Here is a 15321-nt window from a genome sequence, read left to right on the forward strand (position 1 = left end):
ATGCGAATAAAAAAAGCCATTTGAAAAAAAATCAAATGGCTTTTATGATTAAACTTTCAGGCAGATTATTCAAATTTTAAATCTAAACCTAAACCTCTTAATTCATGTACTAATACATTGAATGATTCAGGCACACCGGCTTTAGGAATATTTTCGCCTTTCACAATAGCTTCATAAGTTTTAGCACGGCCAATGATATCATCAGATTTTAATGTTAACAATTCCTGCAATATATTGGCAGCACCATAAGCTTCTAAAGCCCACACTTCCATTTCTCCAAAACGCTGACCACCAAATTGTGCTTTACCACCCAATGGCTGTTGTGTAATTAAGCTGTAAGGCCCAATTGAACGAGCGTGCATTTTATCATCAACCATGTGGTGTAACTTAATCATATAAATAACACCCACAGTTGCTTTTTGGTCGAAACGTTCACCTGTTTCACCATCATATAAGTAAGTGTGTCCGTTTAAAGGTATTTGAGCTTCTTCACAATATTTTTCAATTTCGCCGGTAGTAGCACCATCAAAAATTGGAGTAGCAAACTTAAGTCCTAGTTTTTTTCCGGCCCATCCCAAAATGGTTTCGTAAATCTGACCCAAGTTCATACGAGAAGGTACACCCAATGGATTTAATACAATATCAACCGGTGTTCCATCTTCCATGAATGGCATATCTTCAGCACGTACAATTTTTGCCACAATACCTTTGTTTCCATGGCGACCTGCCATTTTATCGCCCACTTTAAGTTTGCGTTTAACAGCTAAATAAACTTTGGCTAATTTCAATACACCGGCAGGTAATTCATCACCAATTGATATATTGAATTTTTCGCGCTTATATCTACCTAACTCTTCATTATATTTTATGTTATAATTATGCAACAATGTATTAATATAATGATCAGTTTCAGCTTCGGCGGTCCAACCTAATGGATTTACACTTTGGTATTCAATTGCAGCAATATTTTTGGCATTGAACTTAGCACCTTTACCAATTAGCACTTCACCAAAAGTATTTGTTACACCTGCAGATGTTTTGTCTTTCAACAATACCTGCAATTTGCTGATTAATTGCTCTTTTAAGGCTTCAACATTTTGTTGGTGTATTTTTTCTACTTTTTCTAATTGTGCTTTTTCTTTTTGTTTGCTGTTTTTATCTTTTTTAGCACGTTGGAATAATTTTTTATCAATTACCACTCCTTCTGTACCATTGGGTGCTTTCAAAGAAGCATCTTTTGCATCACCCGCTTTATCACCAAAAATTGCTCTTAACAATTTTTCTTCCGGTGTAGGATCTGATTCTCCTTTAGGAGTAATTTTTCCAATTAAAATGTCACCTTCCTTGATAGCAGCACCAATTCTTATAATACCATTTTCATCCAAATCTTTAGTAGCTTCTTCAGAAACGTTTGGAATATCTGGTGTTAATTCTTCTTCACCTAATTTAGTATCGCGTACTTCTAATTCATATTCATCAATATGGATAGAGGTAAATAAATCTTCGCGAACTACTTTCTCATTAATTACAATAGCGTCTTCGAAATTGTAACCTTTCCAAGGCATGAAAGCTACTTGTAAATTTCTACCTAATGCTAATTCACCGTTTTGGGTTGCATATCCTTCAGTTAAGAAATCTCCTTTTTTAACAATTTGTCCTTTTTTAACAGCGGGACGTAAATTTATAGAAGTAGCCTGGTTGGTTTTTATGAACTTGGTAAGTTTATAAATACGCAAGTCATCATCGAAAGAAATTAAACGTTCTACTTCATTTCTTTCATAACGAACATGAATTTCATTTGCGTCAACAAATTCAATTACACCATCACCTTCAGCGTGTATTTGAATTCTTGCATCACGTGCAGCTTTACCTTCTAAGCCAGTTCCAACAATTGGAGACTCTAAACGAATAAGGGGTACGGCTTGACGTTGCATGTTAGAACCCATCAATGCACGGTTAGCATCATCATGCTCTAAGAAGGGAATTAAGGAAGCACTTAACCCTACAATTTGGTTAGGCGCAACGTCCATATATTCCACTTCATTTTTATCTAAAATTGGGAAGTCGCCTGTTTCACGAGAGATTACCTGATCAACTGCAAATTCACCATTTTGATTTAATGGAGTATTACTCTGTGCAATTTTTGCTGTATCTTCTTCTTCTGCACTTAAGTAAGTTAATTCTTTCAAATTTACTTTACCATTCTCTACCTTACGATAGGGTGTTTCAATAAAACCCATTTCATTAATGGTAGCATGTACACATAAAGTAGAAATCAGTCCAATATTAGGTCCTTCAGGAGTTTCAATCGTACATAAACGTCCGTAGTGAGAATAGTGAACGTCACGCACCTCAAAACCAGCTCTTTCACGGCTTAAACCACCGGGTCCCAAAGCTGAAATCCTACGTTTATGTGTAATTTCTGATAAGGGATTGGTTTGATCTAAGAATTGAGAAAGTTGAGAAGTACCAAAGAATGAATTAATTACAGAGGATAATGTACGAGCATTGATAAGGTCAACAGGAGTAAATACCTCATTATCGCGAACATTCATTCTTTCACGAATGGTACGAGCCATACGAGCCAAACCAACACCAAATTGAGCATATAATTGTTCGCCTACAGTTCTTACTCTACGGTTGCTCAAGTGATCAATATCATCTACTTCTGCTTTACCATTGGTTAACCGAACCAAGTATTTAATAATTTCAATAATATCTTGCTTGGTTAATACCTTTTTTTCAATGGATAAATCCAGATTTAATTTTCTATTGATTTTGTAACGGCCAACTTCTCCTAAATCGTAACGTTTATCAGAAAAGAATAATTTATCTATAATACCTCTTGCTGTTTCATTATCCGGAGCATCAGCACCACGCAATTGGCGATAAATGTGCTGTACAGCTTCTAATTCACTGTTAGAGGTATCTTTATTTAAAGTATTATAAATGATTGCATAGTCACCACCTACATCTTCTTTTTGAATGAAAACGCTTTTAACGCCTAATTCAACAATTGTTTCAATGGCATCTTCATCTAAAACAGTGTCGCGTTCCATTACAATTTCATTCCTTTCAATGGAAACTACTTCACCAGAATCTTCATCCACAAAATCTTCTACCCAGGTTCTTAATACACGTGCTGCTAATTTTTTTCCTATGTATTTTGATAATTCTTTAGCATCGGCTTTAATTTCATCAGCCATACCAAAAAGTTCCAAAATATCTTTATCGGTTTCGTAACCAATGGCACGTAATAATGTTGTTACCGGAAATTTCTTTTTACGGTCAATGTAAGCATACATTACATTATTAATATCGGTAGCAAACTCCATCCATGCACCTTTAAAAGGAATTACACGAGCAGAATAAATTTTAGTACCATTAGGGTGTACAGACTGACCGAAGAATACACCAGGAGAACGATGTAATTGTGATACTACTACCCTTTCGGCACCGTTAATAACGAATGTACCGCGGGGAGTCATGTAAGGAATATTACCTAAGAATACATCCTGAACAATAGTTTGGAAGTCAACATGCTCTTCATCATTACAACTTAAACGCAGTTTTGCTTTTAAAGGAACTGCATAAGTTAATCCACGCTCCATACATTCTTCAATAGAATAACGAGGAGGGTCGATGAAATAATCTAAAAATTCCAGTACGAAAATGTTACGTGTATCGGTAATAGGAAAATTTTCCTTAAATACACGAAACAGGCCTTCATTATTCCTCTTGTCAGGCGTAGTTTCTAACTGAAAAAATTCACGAAATGATTCAAGTTGAATGTCTAGTAAATCAGGTGCTTCTGCTAAGTTTTTTGTTTTGCCGAAGTTGATCCTTTTGTTCAGTGTTGTTGTTGACATAGTATTTTGTAAAACCGGTTTTAGCTAAATAAATAAGGAAACTTGGTGTTTCCAGCGCTTTTTCTACCAACGATGAAGGGGTATCAATGGCCATTCCCCATCATTAAAAAATAAATGCCTTAAAATAAGGATGGCAAAGGTATGGAAACCATGCGAAAGTAAAAACAAAATTTATTTCCATATTCATTCACCCTAAAAGCAAGTATTATGATGTATGCAAGGCAAAATTGTGTTTTTACTAAAAAAATTACCTCCGAAGTAATTTCGGAGGTAATAAAAGCTTATGTGTAAGGTAGTTTATTTAATTTCTACTTCAGCACCGGCTTCTTTCAGCTTGTTGGCTAATTCTTCAGCTTCTGCTTTAGAAACACCTTCTTTTACTGGTTTTGGAGCGCCATCTACTAAATCTTTAGCTTCTTTCAAACCTAAACCGGTTAATTCTTTTACAATTTTAACCACGTTTAATTTGCTGGCACCACCATTTTTCAAAATAACATCAAAAGAAGTTTGCTCAGCAGCGGCAGCGGCACCACCACCATCGCCACTTGCAACTACTACAGCTGCAGCAGCAGCGGGTTCAATACCGTATTCTGCTTTTAATACGTCTGCTAATTCTTGTACTTCTTTTACTGTTAAACCTACTAAGGTTTCGGCTAATGCTTTTACGTCTGCCATAATATTTAAGTTTTAAAAACCGCCTTCATTGCTATTGCTCCGGCGGAAGGTTATGGAAAAATACCCCATTTTTACCTCAGAGGTGTTGGTTTTAGCTATTTTAAATTTTATTCTGCAGCTGTAGTTTCAGCCTGCTTTTCGTGATGGTGTAATAAAGCAGCCAATACACGTTTAGCAGGAGATTGTAATAAGCCAATTACTTCGCCTATTAATTCTTCTTTGGACTTAATTTTGGTTAAAGTAACCAAGTTTGCATCACCACTATAAATTTCACCATTTATAAAGGCAGCTTTTAACTGTGGCTTTTCATTATTGCTTTCTTTTCTGAAAGAAGAAATAATTAAAGCGGGTTCTTTTGGATTTTCAGAAAATAATAAAGCAGTTACATTGTGCAATGAATCATATACACCGGTATATTTTTCTGCATCAATGGCTTCTAACGCTTTTTTAATAAGCGTATTTTTAGCCACTTTCATTTCTACTTTCTTATCGTAACAAGCTTTACGTAATTTACCAATTTGTTCTACTGATAAAGATTCAGTATCGGTAACGTAGAAGTTATTGTATTGAGAGAACTTTTCTTTTAAAAGTTCAATTACTTCATTTTTTTGTTCTTTGGTCATAACTAAATTTTTAAATACCCGGGTCATTTTCGTAGGAACGAATCACCAGGACTTAGTTGGCTAATGATTTTGCATCTAAAGTAATACCGGGGCTCATAGTTGAAGCTATGCTTACACCTTTCAGGTAGGTTCCTTTTGCTGTAGCCGGTTTTAATTTTAAAATAGCATTGATTAATTCAGCAGTATTTTCTGCAATTTTTTGAGCATCAAAAGAAACTCTTCCAATTGAAGCATGAACAATGCCTGCTTTATCAACTTTGAAAGCTATTTTACCGCCTTTAACTTCATTAACAGCAGCTGCAACATCATTAGTTACAGTACCGGTTTTTGGGTTAGGCATTAAGTTACGAGGACCTAATACTTTGCCTAATTTACCAATTTTAGGCATTACAGAAGGGGTTGCAATAATTACATCTACATCTACCCATCCGCCTTCTATTTTTTGAATAAATTCATCTAAACCAACATAGTCGGCTCCAGCTTGTTTTGCTGCATCCTCTTTTTCGGGAGTACACAATACTAATACTCGTTTTGTTTTACCAGTACCGTGTGGCAAACTTACAGTTCCACGCACTTGTTGATCAGCTTTTTTAGGATCAACACCTAAACGAATATGCACATCAACAGAGCTATCGAATTTTGTACAATTAATTTCTTTTACCAATGAAGCTGCTTCTTTCAGGGAATAAACTTTATTTTTATCCACCTTACTTTCTGCTACTTTTCTTTTTTTAGTCAGTGACATAATTAAAAATATTATTTAAGGTGAATAATTAGTTTTTCCAGGGAGCATCTCCCTCAACAGTTAATCCTAAACTACGTGCAGTACCTGCAACCATTTTCATAGCGCTTTCTAAAGTAAAACAGTTCATGTCAGGCAATTTATCTTTAGCAATAGCTTCAATTTGCTGCCAAGTTACTTTGCCAACTTTTGCTCTGTTTGACTCTTTACTACCCTTTTGAATTTTAGCTGCTTCCATTAATTGAACAGCAGCAGGTGCAGTTTTAATAACAAAGTCGAATGATTTGTCGGAGTAAACTGTGATAAGAACAGGTACTACTTTACCCATTTTATCTTGAGTTCTTGCGTTGAATTGCTTACAGAACTCCATAATATTAATACCCTTAGAACCTAGGGCAGGTCCAACAGGTGGTGCCGGATTGGCTTGGCCACCTTTTACCTGTAGCTTAACAAAGCCGGTAATTTCTTTTGCCATAATTTTCGATTTTATTGGTGATAGCGTGCTTTTACAAGCACTCCCAAACTCCATCATTACTAATAAGAACTAATTTGGGACGGCAAAGGTAGTAGAAATTTGAATACACAAGTACACTAAAAGAAAAAAATCTCCTATTCAGGGGATTTTTTAAGAAATATGGTTTGTTGATACTAACTAATTTTTTCAACCTGCATATAATTCAATTCTACAGGAGTTGATCGGCCAAATATTTTTACGGTAACTTTTAATTTCTTCTTTTCATCATTCACTTCTTCAATAATGCCGTTAAAATCGTTAAAAGGTCCTTCAATAATTTTTATGGTTTCGCCAACTATAAATGGTTCGCTGATGCTAATGCCTTGATCATTCATTTCATCAACCTTTCCTAACATTTTATTTACTTCCGATTTGCGCAATGAAATAATGTTACCTTTTGAACCTTTTCCATCGGTAAGGAAGTGCATTACATTGCTAATATTGCTAATGTGCTGTATAATTTCATCTGTTAATTTTCCATCGGCTACTTCAATCATTACATAACCAGGAAAATAGTTTTTTTCACGCATTATTTTTTTACCGTTTTGCACTTTGTAAACCTTTTCCATTGGTAAAAAAACTTGCTTAATAATGTCAACCCACCCACTACGCTGAATATCTTTATCCAAATATTCTTTTACTTTTCTTTCCTTGCCACTAACTACACGAAGAACATACCACTTTGTTTCGGGTTGTGGTGTAGTAATGGCATTTATAACTTCAGAAGAAATTTCCATGGATAAAAAATTACTTAAATAATGAATAAATTAATTTTAGAACCTGATTGGAACTAAAATCCATTAACCAAACAATTCCAGTAATAATAATGGTAGCAACCAAAACAATTACTGTACTCTGTTGCAATTCTTGCCAAGTTGGCCAGGTTACTTTCTCAACTAACTCGCGATAGCTGTCTCTAAAATAGGTAGTAACTTTATTCATTTAAATTGAAATTAGGCAATTGCAACCGCTTATAAATCAGCTACAATTACAGTTAAACGTTTAACTATATGCACGGGTACTAGGATTCGAACCCAGATCGAAGGTTTTGGAGACCTCTATACTAACCGTTGTACTATACCCGTATAAACTTAAAAGCTATCCCGAAAATGCCTCGGGACAGCCTTTAAGAAATTTAATTGATGCAAATATATAAAAAATGCAACAAAAGGTTTTATTAAAATAAAGAGCCTATTTTAAAATTTCAGTAACCTGTCCGGCACCTACTGTTCTTCCTCCTTCCCTGATAGCGAATTTCAAACCTTTTTCCATAGCTATGGGCTGGATTAATTTTACAGTTAGGTTAATATTATCACCAGGCATTACCATTTCAGTTCCTTCTGGTAATTGTACTTCACCGGTTACATCGGTAGTACGGAAATAGAATTGAGGGCGATATTTATTAAAGAATGGAGTGTGACGACCACCTTCCTCTTTGCTTAACACATAAACCTCACCTTTAAATTCTGTGTGCGGAGTAATGCTCTTAGGCTTACAAATTACCATACCACGACGGATATCTTTCTTTTCAATACCACGTAATAATAAACCTGCATTATCACCAGCTTGACCTTCGTCTAATAATTTTTTGAACATTTCAACGCCGGTAACAGTTGAAGAAAGTGGCGCTTCCATTAAACCTACAATTTCAACAGCATCACCAACTTTCACAATACCACGCTCAATACGACCTGTAGCAACGGTACCACGACCGGTAATTGAGAACACATCTTCAACACTCATTAAGAAAGGCTGATCGATTGGGCGGGGAGGTAAAGGAATGTAAGAATCTACAGCTTCCATTAACTCATCAATTTTACCAACCCATTTTGGATCTTCGGCTAAAGCACCAGTAGCAGAACCTTTAATAATTGGTGTATTATCTCCATCGAAACCATATGAGCTTAATAACTCACGGATTTCCATTTCAACTAATTCTAATAATTCAGGATCATCAACTAGGTCTACTTTGTTCATGAACACTACAATACGAGGTACACCTACCTGACGGGCCAAAAGAATGTGCTCTTTTGTTTGAGGCATAGGACCATCAGTTGCAGCAACTACCAGAATTGCACCATCCATTTGAGCAGCACCGGTAATCATATTTTTCACATAGTCAGCGTGACCAGGACAGTCAACGTGTGCATAGTGACGATTAGCGGTTTGATATTCCACGTGTGCAGTATTGATAGTAATACCACGCTCTTTTTCTTCAGGTGCACCATCAATCTCATCATATTTACGAGCTTGTGCAAGACCTTTTTTTGATAAGATTGTAGTTATGGCTGCAGTTAAGGTGGTTTTACCATGATCCACGTGACCAATTGTACCAACGTTTACGTGGGGTTTATCCCTCAAGAAGCTTTCTTTTGCCATTTTATTTGTTTTTTAGTTGTGTTTAAAAAATTGTGGCTTTCGCCATTTTATTGTTTGTTATTTTTTAGGATTTGTTGATCCTATTTTACAAATCTCCTGCACATTCACTGCAACACATTCCATTGTAAAAATGGAGCCGTTGATGAGAGTTGAACTCACGACCTCTTCCTTACCAAGGAAGTGCTCTACCCCTGAGCTACAACGGCCTGATAAAAAAACCGGGTTCTTTTTAAAATCGAACCAATTTTTTTATTTCCGTTATTTCAGGCAAAGAGCGGGAGACGAGGCTCGAACTCGCCACCTATAGCTTGGAAGGCTATCGCTCTACCAAATGAGCTACTCCCGCTTGAAATGATAACAGTATTAGTGTTATTGAAAAAGAACTTTAACCCAATAAACAGTGGGCAGGAGTGGATTCGAACCACTGAAGTCGAAAGACAGCGGATTTACAGTCCGCCCCATTTGGCCGCTCTGGAACCTGCCCAATGAAATTGATGAGCCGAAGAAGGGAGTCGAACCCACGACCTGCTGATTACAAATCAGCTGCTCTACCAACTGAGCTACTTCGGCTTAAACAAAGAACTACCGTTTTTTTCGGGATGGCAAAGGTAATGGAAAACTTATTTCAACAAAATTCTTCAACAAATATTTTTAACCAGTTTTCAACTTTTTTTTTAACACTGCAAATATAATTATTAAAAACGGCCATGAATACTGCATTATACACATAAAAAAACCCTCATTTCTGAGGGCTTATTTTTTTGCTAAGCAAGGGTTAGCTTTTCTTTTTTGCGCTTAATTTGATTAATTAATGATTCAAAAGCCATATCAAATGATTCCTCGAAGGACTTTGAAGAGGCTTTCACAAAAAAATCATGCTTGGGCACATGTACTCGAATTTCCACTATTTTGTCCTTTATTTTATGAACAATGTTATCCAGTTTCAGAAAGACATCTACTTTTAAAATCTGGTCGTGAAATGTGTTTAGTTTTTCTGCTTTTTTTGTTACGTAATCTAATAACTTTAAATCTGCTTCAAAATGCACGGTTTGAATGTTGATGTTCATAGCAACACACGTTTAAATGGTGAAAAAATATGGTAAAGAACTTAATGAAAACGCTGCGATATTCTCGCTTTATTTTCAATTATAAATCTACTGCATTCATTTTATAAAATAAAGCTAATTCGTCATTGTTTTTTAAAAAGAATTTCTGTATAACAAAATATTTGAGCATTAAGCCTTTGGGTGAGCCTTTTTATACACTTCCTTTAACTTTTCTATTGTAGTGTGTGTATACACCTGTGTGGCTGCTAAACTGCTATGCCCCAATAATTCTTTTACTGCATTCAAATCCGCCCCATTATTTAGTAAGTGCGTTGCAAAACTGTGGCGCAAAACATGCGGACTTTTCTTCTTTAGAGTTGTAACTAATGCCAATCTTCTTTTTACTTGTTCGTAAACTTGCCTATGTTTTAGCGGCTTGTTGTTATGATTCACAAAAACTTGTTCAATTTGACTACCAAATTTTTGATGCTTCTCATTAATATACGCCATTATTTGTTGCTGCAGTTGGTTGTGTATTGGAATGATACGCTCCTTGTTTCCTTTTCCCAAAACTTTTATTTGCTGATTGGCCGCATCAATTTGTTTTTCAGATAAATAAATTAGTTCACTTAAACGCATGCCGGTATGGTAAAATAATTGAAGCACTAGGAAATAAGTCCTTTCATCCCAATCGGTCTCATCTACAGGCATTTGTAGCAATGCTTGTATTTTGGTTTCTTCAACAAAAACAGGCAACTGTTTTTTTGCTTTGGGGGCAATAATAGTAACCATTGGCGATTGATGAATGCATCCTATTTTTTGAAGAAAGCGAAAAAAAGATTTTAATGTAGAAATTTTACGTTTTATACTTTTCGATTCAATGCCCTGTTCTTTTAAAAATGCTAACCAGGTTTTTATAAATGGAGCTTGAATGTCAGATAGTGCAGGTGCATTGAATTGATGGATTTGAAAATGCAAAAATTGCATCAAATCGTTTTCGTATGCGGTAAGGGTATGTTTCGAATACCTTTTTTCATGTCGAAGGTATTCAATAAATTTTTGAGCATCAGTATATACTTCGGTTATGGGCATAAAAAAGTAGCCTAAAATTAATCATCTCAGGCTACCAAATATATAAATGGGTATAAAAGCAAACTATGCTTCTATTTTTCCACTGGCAATTTTTTGTTTGTATATAGCTTTTAAAACGGTTTCTCTGCGTTTAACAGAAGGCTTAACATAAGTTTGACGCTCTCTTAACTTCAATAAAGTTTTACTTTTTTCAAACTTTTTCTTATACTTTTTTAAAGCCTTGTCTATGTTTTCGCAATCTTTTGAATCAATGATAAGCATAATAAAATGTCTCCTTTTTTGAATGAATGGGGTGCAAAGATAAAAGGTTTCATTAAATTTCCAAATATCAAAATTATTTTTTTAGGGTTTTACTGCTAACTTGCAACCATGTTTACCGGAATTATTGAATGTTTAGGCACTATAACCCAAATTGAGAAAAAAGGTAGTAATGTCAGTTTTTTTATTGAATCGCCTATTAGTAACGAGCTAAAAGTAGATCAAAGTGTTGCACATAATGGGGTTTGTCTTACCATTGAACACATTGAAAACAACATACACAAGGTAACTGCAATTGAAGAAACGCTGCTAAAAACCAGCTTGGGCTTTTTGAAACCCGGAGATGCCGTTAATATTGAACGTTGTTTATCTATGAATGGTCGTATTGATGGGCACATTGTTCAAGGACATGTTGATTGCACCGCAACATGTTTACAAAAAAAAGCAATGGATGGCAGTTGGGAATATGTGTTTCAATTCTCAGAAAAATTTGCGCCATTGGTTATAGAAAAAGGTTCAATATGCGTTAACGGTATTAGCTTAACTTGTTTTAATGTTACCAAAAACACTTTTACGGTAGCTATTATACCTTACACTTATGAGCATACCAACATTGGCCACATTCAAGAAAATGATAGCGTTAATATTGAGTTCGACATTATTGGTAAATATTTGTTACGCCTACAAAATTTAAACAAATAACCAAGCGATTATAATACATAAGGCTTATGCTTCTACTACCCTAGTCTTACTCAAATAATCATGTAACGGCATTTCTAAAAAAGGAATAAAAAATGCATCAATAATTGTTAAGCGAATAATACTGCGTACAATAAATTGCCAAAATGCAGGTCTGCCACCTGTTTTGTTCTTCACTTTACTTCCTGTTAACCATTTTCCGGGTGTTCTTGTAAAAATTAATTCAAATAAAAAATAATATATTACCAAAACCAAAGCAAATATTTCACCAAAATTGTAAGGGGTATATTGGTAAAAAATCACATACCAGTCCCACACTTTTTTTAAGATGTATGCAATTATAAAAATAATAGCTGTATCAATTAAAAAATTAAGAACACGGGTGCCGAAACCTACTATTCGCATATTGATTATTTTACTTTGAATAATTATAGTGAACAACCTGCATTAATACTCAATAAATAAGTTTATTGCAAACATACACGAACAATTACATTTACACCAAACAGCATTTGTAATTACATTTGCCCAAATTGAAAATCGTATGACTTTAATGGAAGAATTACAATGGCGGGGCTTAATTCAAGACATAATGCCAGGCACCATTGAGCAGCTAAATAAAGAGATGACTTCAGCATATATTGGATTTGACCCTACTGCTGATAGTTTGCATATTGGTAGCCTCGTTCCTATTTTATTATTAGTGCATTTGCAAAAAGCCGGGCATAAGCCTTATGCATTGGTAGGTGGTGCAACCGGCATGGTTGGTGACCCAAGCGGCAAAAGTGAAGAAAGAAACCTATTAAGTGAAGAAGTGTTGCTACACAATGTACAATGCGTAAAAAAACAATTAGAGAAATTTTTAGACTTTGATGCTTCAAAACCAAATGCTGCGGAAATAGTGAATAACTACGATTGGTTTAAAAACATGAGTTTCTTGCAGTTTATTAGAGATGTAGGGAAACATATAACCGTTAACTACATGATGGCAAAAGATAGTGTGAAGAAAAGATTGGAAAATGAAAATGGGATGAGCTTTACAGAATTCACTTATCAATTGGTTCAGGGATATGACTTTTACTGGCTTTACACGAATAAGAATTGTAAACTGCAAATGGGCGGTAGCGATCAGTGGGGAAATATTGTTACGGGTACTGAACTAATTCGGAAGAAAGCTGGTGGTGAAGCTTTTGCATTTACATGCCCCTTAATTACCAAAGCTGATGGTGGCAAGTTTGGAAAAACTGAAAAAGGAAATGTTTGGTTAGATGCCCAAAAAACTTCACCATACCAATTTTATCAGTTTTGGTTAAATGCTAGTGATGATGATGCCAAAAAATGGATAAAAATATTTACCCTTCTACCCAAAGAAACCATTGAACCCTTATTGGCGCAACATGATGCCGCCCCACATGAAAGAATTTTACAAAAAAAATTAGCTGAGTCTTTAACCATATTTGTTCATAGCAAAGCCGATTTTGAATTTGCACTTCAGGCATCTGAAATTTTATTCAATAACGAAACCGCCGATATTTTAAGCAGTTTAAATGAACAACAATTGTTGCAGGTATTGGAAGGTGTACCTACTATACACGTTGAAAAATCGCAATTAGATAATGGTAGCGATTTGGTGAATTTTTTAACTGAAACAGGTATTTTCCCCAGTAAAAGCGAAGCTAGAAAAATGTGGCAAAATGGTGGTATACGCATTAACAAAAAGAAAGTTGAACCCGACTATACCCATATCACTTCCAATAATTTATTGCAACAGAAATACCTGTTAATTCAAAAAGGAAAGAAAAATTACTATTTAATTGTAGCCAACAATTAAAGCAATTTTTAAAAAAGTTAAGCAGGAAAGCAGTTATTTTTTAACTGCTTTCTTTATTGCATAATAGGCAATGTTTGCAAAACTTCCCAAATTTTAGTTGCTACTAAAGTATTACCTGCATCATTTAAATGCACTCCATCTTTAGTCAAAAACCCTCTATCAAAATTTGAAGTATTGTTTTTTTGAATATAATCAACTGCCTCTTTTCGTAAATCGCACAAAGGCAAATTATGGGTAACTGCTAAGTTTCTAATAATACCATTATACAAATCAATATCCTCATCTTGCGGGTTTTGACCATGCCATTTTTCTCCAATACTCAAAATGGTACATAATACGGTAGCCATATTATGTTGTTTAAGTTGTAGAATAATAGCCGTATAAAATTGTTCAAATTTTCCTGCATCGGTTCCTGTGCCATGCGACAACTTATGCCAAACATCATTTACACCAATGAAGATAACTACTAAAGAAGGTTGCTGTTCTATTATATCATGCTGCAACCTAAGATATAAATCATAAATTTTATTTCCGCTAATTCCGGCACCAACACCAACCAAGTTATTGAAATGATGCTGCTTAAGCATATTGTTAAAGATTTGAATATACCCGCCGGGCAACATGCCCATTTCAGTAATTGAATCACCGAAAAAAATAATTTTCTTTTTACTTTTTAAATGTGTTTGCGACATAAGCAACATTACAATTACAAATAAGGTTAAAAGAATGAGTTTACTTTCCATTAGCCATTAAGCTTATTAAAGTTAATAATAAACCTTTTTGCCGTAAATATTTTATTTTTTTGTCAATATTTAATTTTACCAAATAATAGCCAGAACTTAGCTAAGCATTTTATTTAAAAATTTTGCTATGAAGAGGCTATTGGTTTTAAATATATTTATATTTTCATTTATATCATATGCGGTGGCAGCTGAGCCTGATACTACCAGTGCACGTATTTATTTTCCATTACAAGGATATAAACTTACCCAAAATGCCAAAATAATTTTAAATGATGTACTTCCTGATGATTCATCTATAACCCTAACCGGTATAACGATTTACGGCACTTCATTAGCCGTTGAAAAACATGAAAAGCTGGCTTTAAGGCGTGCTCAACAAATAAAAAAATATTTAGTACACTTAGGAATCAAGTCATCCATTATACATGTACAAACAATGATTGATACATCAAATCAACTTAGCACAAACCATGAAGTGATGGTACCTATTAAAATTGATTATGATGCTGCATTAATTGAAAAAACAATAATTATAAGGCCTCCGGCTAAACAAACACAAGAATTTTGAATATATGAGGTCCGGTAAATTAGCATGCAATAACACTGCTAAAAAAATATACGGAATTGTGCGAAAATTTTTTGGAACAAACCTATTGCTACCCTATTTTTGCAGCCCAATATAAACATTGGATATCTGGATTGGGTTATGGTGTAACGGTAGCACTACAGATTTTGGTTCTGTCTGTCTAGGTTCGAATCCTAGTAACCCAACCAAAAAGCCGGTTCAAAATTGAGCCGGCTTTTTTATTTTGCTTTTCCTCCTCAAAATTTCTTTGCCCTAACAATTTTA

The 15321-nt window shown here is 34.8% G+C and carries 16 protein-coding genes and 6 tRNA genes; 4 read left to right on the top strand and 18 right to left on the bottom strand.

Annotation, left to right across the window (positions count from 1 at the left end):
* Positions 1-65: 65 nt before the first annotated feature.
* From rpoB to rpsU, 16 genes are all read right to left on the bottom strand, one after another.
* Entirely contained in the window at positions 66-3869 is a 3804-nt protein-coding gene (rpoB, locus tag ACP5P5_RS00720) for a DNA-directed RNA polymerase subunit beta (protein ID WP_428284207.1), read from the bottom strand.
* Positions 3870-4166: 297 nt separating this feature from the next.
* Positions 4167-4544 carry a 50S ribosomal protein L7/L12 gene (rplL, locus tag ACP5P5_RS00725; protein WP_428284208.1) on the bottom strand — a complete coding sequence of 126 codons (378 nt, stop codon included), beginning with the start codon at positions 4542-4544 and terminating at the stop codon, positions 4167-4169.
* A gap of 107 nt (positions 4545-4651) precedes the next feature.
* On the bottom strand, positions 4652-5167 hold the full coding sequence (gene rplJ, locus ACP5P5_RS00730; protein WP_428284209.1) for a 50S ribosomal protein L10: 516 nt from the start codon (positions 5165-5167) through the stop codon (positions 4652-4654).
* 52 nt (positions 5168-5219) lie between these two features.
* Entirely contained in the window at positions 5220-5912 is a 693-nt protein-coding gene (gene rplA / locus ACP5P5_RS00735; RefSeq protein ID WP_428284210.1) for a 50S ribosomal protein L1, read from the bottom strand.
* A gap of 28 nt (positions 5913-5940) precedes the next feature.
* The gene (gene rplK / locus ACP5P5_RS00740) at positions 5941-6384 is read right to left on the bottom strand and encodes a 50S ribosomal protein L11 (RefSeq protein WP_428284211.1); all 444 of its coding nucleotides are present in this window, start codon (positions 6382-6384) and stop codon (positions 5941-5943) included.
* Positions 6385-6557: 173 nt separating this feature from the next.
* Positions 6558-7160: a transcription termination/antitermination protein NusG gene (gene nusG, locus ACP5P5_RS00745; protein ID WP_428284212.1), complete on the bottom strand. Its 603-nt coding sequence runs from the start codon at positions 7158-7160 to the stop codon at positions 6558-6560.
* Positions 7161-7170: 10 nt separating this feature from the next.
* Positions 7171-7365: a preprotein translocase subunit SecE gene (secE, locus tag ACP5P5_RS00750; RefSeq protein ID WP_068246819.1), complete on the bottom strand. Its 195-nt coding sequence runs from the start codon at positions 7363-7365 to the stop codon at positions 7171-7173.
* A gap of 71 nt (positions 7366-7436) precedes the next feature.
* Positions 7437-7508: transfer RNA gene (locus ACP5P5_RS00755), tRNA-Trp, on the bottom strand.
* 106 nt (positions 7509-7614) lie between these two features.
* Positions 7615-8802, bottom strand: coding sequence for an elongation factor Tu (tuf, locus tag ACP5P5_RS00760; protein ID WP_428284213.1), 1188 nt, complete (start codon positions 8800-8802; stop codon positions 7615-7617).
* Positions 8803-8933: 131 nt separating this feature from the next.
* Positions 8934-9008: transfer RNA gene (locus ACP5P5_RS00765), tRNA-Thr, on the bottom strand.
* 67 nt (positions 9009-9075) lie between these two features.
* Positions 9076-9148, bottom strand: a tRNA-Gly gene (locus tag ACP5P5_RS00770).
* 55 nt (positions 9149-9203) lie between these two features.
* Positions 9204-9286: transfer RNA gene (locus ACP5P5_RS00775), tRNA-Tyr, on the bottom strand.
* A gap of 13 nt (positions 9287-9299) precedes the next feature.
* Positions 9300-9372, bottom strand: a tRNA-Thr gene (locus ACP5P5_RS00780).
* Positions 9373-9566: 194 nt separating this feature from the next.
* Positions 9567-9869 carry an HPF/RaiA family ribosome-associated protein gene (locus ACP5P5_RS00785; protein ID WP_428284214.1) on the bottom strand — a complete coding sequence of 101 codons (303 nt, stop codon included), beginning with the start codon at positions 9867-9869 and terminating at the stop codon, positions 9567-9569.
* A gap of 168 nt (positions 9870-10037) precedes the next feature.
* Positions 10038-10940 (bottom strand): tyrosine-type recombinase/integrase, encoded by a 903-nt coding sequence (locus ACP5P5_RS00790; protein WP_428284215.1) that lies wholly within the window; start codon positions 10938-10940, stop codon positions 10038-10040.
* Positions 10941-11003: 63 nt separating this feature from the next.
* Positions 11004-11201: a 30S ribosomal protein S21 gene (gene rpsU / locus ACP5P5_RS00795; protein WP_428284216.1), complete on the bottom strand. Its 198-nt coding sequence runs from the start codon at positions 11199-11201 to the stop codon at positions 11004-11006.
* 108 nt (positions 11202-11309) lie between these two features.
* Here rpsU and ACP5P5_RS00800 point away from each other — a divergent pair, with 108 nt between their 5' ends.
* Complete coding sequence (locus tag ACP5P5_RS00800; RefSeq protein ID WP_428284217.1) at positions 11310-11900, top strand: riboflavin synthase; 591 nt, start codon at positions 11310-11312, stop codon at positions 11898-11900.
* Positions 11901-11924: 24 nt separating this feature from the next.
* On the opposite strand, the gene ACP5P5_RS00805 is transcribed toward ACP5P5_RS00800, so the two are convergent.
* Positions 11925-12302, bottom strand: coding sequence for an RDD family protein (locus ACP5P5_RS00805; protein ID WP_428284218.1), 378 nt, complete (start codon positions 12300-12302; stop codon positions 11925-11927).
* Positions 12303-12441: 139 nt separating this feature from the next.
* Between ACP5P5_RS00805 and tyrS the strand changes: the two genes are divergently transcribed.
* The gene (tyrS, locus tag ACP5P5_RS00810) at positions 12442-13728 is read left to right on the top strand and encodes a tyrosine--tRNA ligase (RefSeq protein ID WP_428284219.1); all 1287 of its coding nucleotides are present in this window, start codon (positions 12442-12444) and stop codon (positions 13726-13728) included.
* Between the two features lie 53 nt (positions 13729-13781).
* Here tyrS and ACP5P5_RS00815 read toward each other — a convergent pair whose 3' ends face one another.
* The gene (locus ACP5P5_RS00815) at positions 13782-14420 is read right to left on the bottom strand and encodes an SGNH/GDSL hydrolase family protein (RefSeq protein WP_428284220.1); all 639 of its coding nucleotides are present in this window, start codon (positions 14418-14420) and stop codon (positions 13782-13784) included.
* Positions 14421-14598: 178 nt separating this feature from the next.
* On the opposite strand from ACP5P5_RS00815, the gene ACP5P5_RS00820 reads away from it, so the two are divergent.
* Together ACP5P5_RS00820 and ACP5P5_RS00825 are read left to right on the top strand one after the other, a co-directional pair.
* Positions 14599-15039, top strand: coding sequence for an OmpA family protein (locus tag ACP5P5_RS00820; RefSeq protein ID WP_428284221.1), 441 nt, complete (start codon positions 14599-14601; stop codon positions 15037-15039).
* 132 nt (positions 15040-15171) lie between these two features.
* A tRNA-Gln gene (locus ACP5P5_RS00825) sits at positions 15172-15245 on the top strand.
* The last annotated feature ends 76 nt before the right edge of the window (positions 15246-15321 follow it).

Source organism: Hydrotalea sp. (assembly GCF_049968455.1).
Taxonomy (GTDB): Bacteria; Bacteroidota; Bacteroidia; order Chitinophagales; family Chitinophagaceae; genus Hydrotalea.

Excerpts from the sequence above, each read along its gene's own strand:
- rpoB (WP_428284207.1), bottom strand. The coding sequence starts at position 3,869 with ATGTCAACAACAACACTGAACAAAAGGATCAACTTCGGCAAAACAAAA.
- rplL (WP_428284208.1), bottom strand. The coding sequence starts at position 4,544 with ATGGCAGACGTAAAAGCATTAGCCGAAACCTTAGTAGGTTTAACAGTA.
- rplJ (WP_428284209.1), bottom strand. The coding sequence starts at position 5,167 with ATGACCAAAGAACAAAAAAATGAAGTAATTGAACTTTTAAAAGAAAAG.
- rplA (WP_428284210.1), bottom strand. The coding sequence starts at position 5,912 with ATGTCACTGACTAAAAAAAGAAAAGTAGCAGAAAGTAAGGTGGATAAA.
- rplK (WP_428284211.1), bottom strand. The coding sequence starts at position 6,384 with ATGGCAAAAGAAATTACCGGCTTTGTTAAGCTACAGGTAAAAGGTGGC.
- nusG (WP_428284212.1), bottom strand. The coding sequence starts at position 7,160 with ATGGAAATTTCTTCTGAAGTTATAAATGCCATTACTACACCACAACCC.
- secE (WP_068246819.1), bottom strand. The coding sequence starts at position 7,365 with ATGAATAAAGTTACTACCTATTTTAGAGACAGCTATCGCGAGTTAGTT.
- tuf (WP_428284213.1), bottom strand. The coding sequence starts at position 8,802 with ATGGCAAAAGAAAGCTTCTTGAGGGATAAACCCCACGTAAACGTTGGT.
- ACP5P5_RS00785 (WP_428284214.1), bottom strand. The coding sequence starts at position 9,869 with ATGAACATCAACATTCAAACCGTGCATTTTGAAGCAGATTTAAAGTTA.
- ACP5P5_RS00790 (WP_428284215.1), bottom strand. The coding sequence starts at position 10,940 with ATGCCCATAACCGAAGTATATACTGATGCTCAAAAATTTATTGAATAC.
- rpsU (WP_428284216.1), bottom strand. The coding sequence starts at position 11,201 with ATGCTTATCATTGATTCAAAAGATTGCGAAAACATAGACAAGGCTTTA.
- ACP5P5_RS00800 (WP_428284217.1), top strand. The coding sequence starts at position 11,310 with ATGTTTACCGGAATTATTGAATGTTTAGGCACTATAACCCAAATTGAG.
- ACP5P5_RS00805 (WP_428284218.1), bottom strand. The coding sequence starts at position 12,302 with ATGCGAATAGTAGGTTTCGGCACCCGTGTTCTTAATTTTTTAATTGAT.
- tyrS (WP_428284219.1), top strand. The coding sequence starts at position 12,442 with ATGACTTTAATGGAAGAATTACAATGGCGGGGCTTAATTCAAGACATA.
- ACP5P5_RS00815 (WP_428284220.1), bottom strand. The coding sequence starts at position 14,420 with ATGTCGCAAACACATTTAAAAAGTAAAAAGAAAATTATTTTTTTCGGT.
- ACP5P5_RS00820 (WP_428284221.1), top strand. The coding sequence starts at position 14,599 with ATGAAGAGGCTATTGGTTTTAAATATATTTATATTTTCATTTATATCA.